The organism is Rhodopirellula sp. JB055 (assembly GCF_043100905.1).
In the GTDB taxonomy this organism is placed as follows: Bacteria; Planctomycetota; Planctomycetia; order Pirellulales; family Pirellulaceae; genus Rhodopirellula.
The window spans coordinates 1-2,567 of record NZ_JBICHO010000071.1 but is presented as its reverse complement, the minus strand read 5'-3'; the positions used below and the strand labels follow the sequence as shown (position 1 = coordinate 2,567).

The 2,567-nt window shown below is 58.3% G+C and carries 4 protein-coding genes and 2 pseudogenes; 1 reads left to right on the top strand and 5 read right to left on the bottom strand.

Annotated features, from left to right (window positions below; translation table 11 throughout):
* Positions 1-1,194, bottom strand: a 1,194-nt coding sequence (locus ACF8AM_RS02855) for a S1C family serine protease (RefSeq protein WP_392554184.1), incomplete at its 3' end; no start/stop codon positions are given.
* A 319-nt stretch (positions 1,195-1,513) separates the two neighbouring features.
* On the opposite strand from ACF8AM_RS02855, the gene ACF8AM_RS02850 reads away from it, so the two are divergent.
* Complete coding sequence (locus ACF8AM_RS02850; RefSeq protein WP_047813288.1) at positions 1,514-1,957, top strand: cytidine deaminase; 444 nt, start codon at positions 1,514-1,516, stop codon at positions 1,955-1,957.
* Positions 1,958-2,064: 107 nt separating this feature from the next.
* Here the strand turns inward: ACF8AM_RS02850 and ACF8AM_RS02845 are convergent, their stop codons facing one another.
* The 4 genes and pseudogenes from ACF8AM_RS02845 to ACF8AM_RS02830 form a co-directional block, all read right to left on the bottom strand.
* Positions 2,065-2,181 carry a DUF1589 domain-containing protein gene (locus tag ACF8AM_RS02845; protein ID WP_392554183.1) on the bottom strand — a complete coding sequence of 39 codons (117 nt, stop codon included), beginning with the start codon at positions 2,179-2,181 and terminating at the stop codon, positions 2,065-2,067.
* Between the two features lie 12 nt (positions 2,182-2,193).
* A pseudogene (locus ACF8AM_RS02840) lies at positions 2,194-2,246 on the bottom strand (hypothetical protein); the annotation flags it as partial.
* A 3-nt stretch (positions 2,247-2,249) separates the two neighbouring features.
* Positions 2,250-2,483, bottom strand: a complete 234-nt coding sequence (locus tag ACF8AM_RS02835; protein WP_392554185.1) for a hypothetical protein — start codon at positions 2,481-2,483, stop codon at positions 2,250-2,252.
* Positions 2,484-2,506: 23 nt separating this feature from the next.
* A pseudogene (locus ACF8AM_RS02830) lies at positions 2,507-2,557 on the bottom strand (hypothetical protein); the annotation flags it as partial.
* Positions 2,558-2,567 lie beyond the last annotated feature (10 nt).

Here is a 2,567-nt window from a genome sequence, read left to right as displayed (position 1 = left end):
CGGGTCGTCGACGGGAGCCAAGACGGCTTCGAGTTCGATTTCTTCGCCTTTGCGAATCACCTTCACGGATTGGGTGGAGCCAACCGGTTGTCGCTCAATCGCGTCACGAAGATCGATTGGTTTGCGAAAGGGTTGGCCACCGAACTCCGTGATCACATCCAACTTTTTAAGACCAGCTCGATCGGCGGAACTGTCGCGAATGATTTCATAGACGAGCACACCCAATCCCTCCGGTAGTTTGAACATATTGGCCATTTTCGCGTTCAGTTCGACCGTGGTGATTCCCATGGTCGATCGACGGACGGTTCCGAACCGTGCCAATTCGCGAGCGATCCATTTGGCTTGATCGATTGGCACGGCAAACCCGATGCCTTGGTAGCTTCCGTTGCGAGTTGCGATGGCCGTGTTGATCGCGATCACGTTGCCATCCAGGTCGACCAAGGGGCCGCCGGAGTTGCCTGGATTGATCGCCGCGTCGGTTTGCAGCAGCCGACTGCGACGGATGCGATCGAGCCTGCGGTTCTTCGCGCTGATGATCCCCGCACTGACGGTGGCTTCCAGTTTGAATGGGCTGCCGATGGCGAGCACCCAGTCGCCGATGTCCAGGGTGTTGGAATCGCCGTATGCAGCGACCTTCAAAGCGTCGGCGGAGGCGACTTGCAGCACCGCGATGTCGCTGGACGGATCACCGTGAACGTTCTCCGCGACCAGTTCGGTTTCGTTTGGCAGTTGAACCACCACCTTCTTGGCATTTGCGATCACGTGATTGTTGGTCATCACCCAGTACGTTGTTTTGTCTTCGTTGGCATTCTTGTCGGCATCCGGGAAAGGATTGATGATCACGCCGGATCCCAGCCCGCTGAGTTCGAACTCGCCGTCTTCGGATTGCTGAGGTGGAGTGGGGCCGACGGGTTCGTCGGGGGATTCCTCGTCTGTTTCGGGTTCGGCCTCTTCAGTGTTTTCGCCAGAGAGCGTCTGATTCTGTCCGTAAGAGAACACGGTCACGACGGATGGGCTTGCTTCACGCGCCGCGTCGCGGAAGGCTCGCGAAAGGGATCGGGCGCTGACTTGTGCAGATTCGTCAGCGTTCACCGCGGGCAGGCTGGCATCGGGCTGGCCAAAGTTCAATGCAGCGATGGCAAGGAGGATGAGCCAGGCGAGAGAGGGGGGGCGATAAGATGGTCGATTCGTCACGTGCTGGGTCGCTGTGCGGGGGGAGTCAATTTTCAACAACATTGCAGGAACGCTTGGAACCAGTTGAGAGTGTGAAGGGGGATCTGACATGTTACCGCGCCCGAATCCATTTCGAACTGGCTGAGAAACCTCGGCAGCGGACGCGTTTTGGTAAAATAGAGAGTTCGTGCCGCAAATGTCGAAGCCAATTGCGGCGGAGGTGCTCCGAATACGTGTTGCCGCATTGCTTCATGGATGAGACGAGGTACTCTATCGGGACTTGATGGCGGAATCTGCTCCTCTCTTTGGTGAGTCTACTTCCTTGTCTCTCTATCCTGCCATGACCGATGTTCACAGCCAAGCGTCCGAGATCGATCCACCCAGCGACGAAGATGTTCAGCGTCTCGTTCAAGCTGCCATCTCGGCTCGCGACCACGCGTATGCACCACACAGTCACTTCTACGTTGGCGCCGCGTTGTTGACCCACGACGGACGCGTCGTGGAAGGTTGCAACGTGGAGAACGCCAGTTATTCATTGACGCAATGTGCGGAGCGAACGGCGGTGTGCACCGCCGTGGCGGGCGGTTATCGAATGTTCCATGCCGTGGCAATCGCCAGCATCGGCGGCGCGATGCCGTGCGGTGCTTGCCGGCAAGTGCTGGCTGAATTCGGGTCGGACCTGTTTGTTTACACCATCGACGTGATCGATGGCGAGCAGCAGATGCGTCGTCTATCGGATTTGCTGCCCGACGCATTTTCGACGTCGAATATTCCGAAGCGGTGAGTCGCCAGCTCACGCAGCGTCGGTGGCTGGATTCGGCAGAATTCAGAGGTGTTGACGTGGTGGGATCCGAATTCTTGGCGAATCCGGCTACGGCTGAGGCGGCCTTGCTAACGCGGCGGGTTGTGACGGGGGCGTTGTAGGCCAGGTTGTACCTGGCGGGTGATTGGACGGACGTCGCTGGGTCTTGCGGGTGTGGTTGGACGCCTCGCTTTGTTCCAAAGCATCGGCTGGGTGCCAGGTGATAACCTGGCCTACGTTGAAGTGGTCCCTCGCTGACGCGTCGGGTTATGATTTACTCGATTTCACAACCCGATGCGTGAGCGAGGGACCCACATGTTCGTTGCAATGTCACGTGGTTCCTCGCTGACCGGGTAGTGGTTTGGTAGCCGGATTCGCCAAGAATTCGGAGGTACGAGATGGTGGAGAGGTCCGAATTCTGGTGAATCCGGCTACGTTGTGGCGGCCTTGCTAACGCGGCGGGTTGTGACGGGGGCGTTGTAGGCCAGGTTGTACCTGGCTGGGTGATTGGATGGACGTCGTTGGGTCTTGCGGGGGTGGTTGGGCGCCTCGCTTTGTTCCAAAGCATCGGCTGGGTGCCAGGTGATCACCT

What these genes read in the sequence shown, in the direction of transcription:
- ACF8AM_RS02850 (WP_047813288.1), top strand. Translation starts at nt 1,514, where the DNA reads ATGACCGATGTTCACAGCCAAGCGTCCGAGATCGATCCACCCAGCGAC.
- ACF8AM_RS02845 (WP_392554183.1), bottom strand. Translation starts at nt 2,181, where the DNA reads ATGCTTTGGAACAAAGCGAGGCGTCCAACCACACCCGCAAGACCCAGC.